We start from the raw sequence: 2,794 nt of genomic DNA, 5'->3' as shown, positions 1-2,794 counted from the left end.
GGCTCAACGACTGGGCGGCCAGTTGTCGGGAGAGCGCGGCTTCGCGGGCCCGTACGGCGCTGTGTCGCTGATAGACCGCCAACGTGCCGACTGCCGTGACCACGACGAGCAGCGCGGCCAGCCCCAGCGCGAGGTACCGCAACTGGCGCGTACGCCGGGTGACCACGGCCCGCTCGTGGTCCGCCGCGGCGACGCTCGCATCGAGGAAGGCGAGCTCCAAGGGGGTGAGGGCCGCGCGGTGACCTCCCCGCGCAACCCACTCCCGGCCCACCTCCAGCCGGGCGCCCCGGTACAGCGTGCCGGGGTCCCGCTCCCACGCGTCCCACGCCGTGGCCGCCTCGGTCAGCCGCCGATGGGTGAGCAGACCCTCACGGTCCTCCTCGATCCACCTCTGCAACCGCGGCCAAGCAGTGATCAGCGCCTCGTGTGAGAGCTCGACGTGCTCGTGATCGAGGGTGACCAGCCGAGCCCTGGCGAGGAGTTCGATGACCAGCGCGACACTCTCCGTGCCGGCCGAAGCCCCTTCGCCCGCACCGCCGCCGATGCCCGCCAACTCGGCCCGGGAGGCCGGACGCCGGGTGTCCTGTGCGCCCTCGCCCGGAGTGATCAACCGCAGCAGCACACGGCGTGCCAGAACCAACTGCTCCGCGGAGAATCGGGCGCACACGTCTTCCGCCGTCGCCGCGATCGCTCCGTGCACACCGCCGGCGGCCTCGTACGCCGCTGTCGTGAGGGTGCGACCGCGCCGCCTGCGCCACGTCTCCAGCAGTACGTGCGACAGCAGCGGCAGCCCACCGACCTCGCTGCGCAACTCCTCCACCAACCTGGCGGTCAGGGCCCGTTCGACGCTCAGGCCCTGCGTCTGCGCGGGGCCGACGATTGCCTGTCGCAACTCGTCCGAGGTCATCGGGCTGACCAGGAGCGTCGCAGTGCGCAGCGCATCGGCGAGTGGCCGGTGCTCCGCGCACCGGCCGTAGAAGTCGGCGCGTACCGCGATGACCAGGCGTAGCTGGCTCCCCGGCCGTCGCACGGCCGCAAGGAGACCGTCCAGGAACGTGGTGCGCTCGGCCTGGTCCTGGCAGAGCGTGAAGATCTCCTCGAACTGGTCGATGAGTACGAGGGTTTCGCCGGTACCGGTGGCCGTAGCGGCGTCGTTGTTGTCCTCACCTTGGTCGGGGCCCTCGCCCTGACCCTGCCCCTGGTTCGCGTGCCCGTCTTCGGCTGCGGTCCCGCTCCCCTTCCCGGCCTCGCGCTCGCCGTGCTGGGCTGCGAGCGCCGTGAGCAGGCGCCTGGGGTGGGGGCCAGGGGTGTGGATCTGGATGCGGGCCAGCCGCCCGGCCGTCGTCGGGCCATCGCGGTCGGCCTGCTGGAGCCGCGGGATCAGCCCCGCGCGCAGGAGGGAGGACTTGCCGCTGCCGGAGGCCCCGACGAGCGCCGTCAGACGGTTGGTGCGCACCAGGGCAACGATGTCGCCGATCAACTGGTCCCGGCCGAAGAACCGTTCACGGTCCTCGGGCTCGAACCGGGCCAGCCCCGGATAGGGCGAGGGGGAATCATCCAGGGCCGAGGGGAGATCCGCTTCGGTGGCCTCGTGCCAGCGCCGCCGCCACTCCTCCACCTCCCCGCCACAGGCGGCGACGTAGGCCAGCGCGGCCTCCAGGGTGGGCAGTCGCTCACCGCCCGCCGCACGGGAGAGCACGGCGACCGAGTAGCCGGCGCGCCGAGCCAGTTCGCGGTAGGTCGGGCTGCCCGCGTCGACTCGTAACTGCCGTAATCCGTGGGCGAATTGCTGTACCGGACCGGCATGAGGATTCAACGGTTTCTCTCGACGTCCTGCCACCGGTCCCTCTTTCGCGGTCGCTGCCAAAGGAGTTCCTGAGCCCGTATGAGCGTGGAACCTACCGAGCGGCACGAGGTGTGACCAGCGGCGGATTCGGCCAGCCGCGGGGGCGATCCTCGGGTGGGTGCGGCGGCCTGCCCATTGTTGCGAGTGCCCGGCCCCCCTGCGCAACATTCCGCGGCCCTTGAAGACTCGACGTCGCAAGCAGCACTCCTCGGTGCGGCGCGAACTGCGCGGCACTGCGGGGGACTCTCCATGCTCCATCGCAGAAATCGGCACAGCAATCGCACGAAGGAGAAGCAGGAGTGTTATCACGTACGAAGGCGTCGTCGCCCTCGACCGGGTCGGCCGACTCCGCAAGCGGAACCAACAACCGCAACATTCGCCTGCGTGCCACGGTCTTCGTGGCCGCCGCCGCGCTCGGTGCGGGCCTTGCCGTCGGGACGTCCGCCGAGGCGGCCTCCCCGGCACCCAAGACCGCTACCAGCGCGACATCGGTGGCGATCGGTTCGAGCGCGACGGCCACCGACGCGGCGTCCTCGGTGTCCGCACAGGCCAAGTGGGTCACGCTCTACCACAATTCGAAGAAGAGCAAGAGCTGGAACACCGGCGCGGTCAAGTCCAGGTCCAAGGTCTTCCAGATCGTCATCCGGTCCTGGAACGGCGGGGACGGCACGAAGTTCCGGGTGCGCTGGCAGCAGCGGTCAGGCAAGAAGTGGAAGACCCTGTTCACCACGAAGTGGCGACCCTCTGACGGGAACGTGAACCGCTTCCGCAGCGATAAGGCGAAGAAGGGTGCCACATACCGCGCCCAGATCCAGCTCTCCGGCCAGGAACACACCAGCGAGATCTGGTTGCAGAACTACGCCTAGCTTTATCTTTAATCTCGGAGTCCGAACGAGTCCTCGCACTTGATCACTCGGATTGGTAACTGCCGTACGTACAGGCGGCCTT

The 2,794-nt window shown here is 69.6% G+C and carries 2 protein-coding genes; one reads left to right on the top strand and one right to left on the bottom strand.

Annotated features, from left to right (window positions below):
- A partial coding sequence (locus AAHZ94_RS32120) for a helix-turn-helix domain-containing protein (protein WP_502964847.1) occupies positions 1 to 1,840 on the bottom strand: 1,840 nt, incomplete at its 3' end.
- 305 nt (positions 1,841 to 2,145) lie between these two features.
- Here AAHZ94_RS32120 and AAHZ94_RS32115 point away from each other — a divergent pair.
- On the top strand, positions 2,146 to 2,712 hold the full coding sequence (locus tag AAHZ94_RS32115) for a hypothetical protein (RefSeq protein ID WP_349997234.1): 567 nt from the start codon (positions 2,146 to 2,148) through the stop codon (positions 2,710 to 2,712).
- Positions 2,713 to 2,794 lie beyond the last annotated feature (82 nt).

It is taken from the genome of Streptomyces sp. HSW2009, assembly GCF_040240285.1.
Taxonomy (GTDB): Bacteria; Actinomycetota; Actinomycetes; order Streptomycetales; family Streptomycetaceae; genus Streptomyces.
This window is presented reverse-complemented; position numbering and strand designations above follow the sequence as displayed.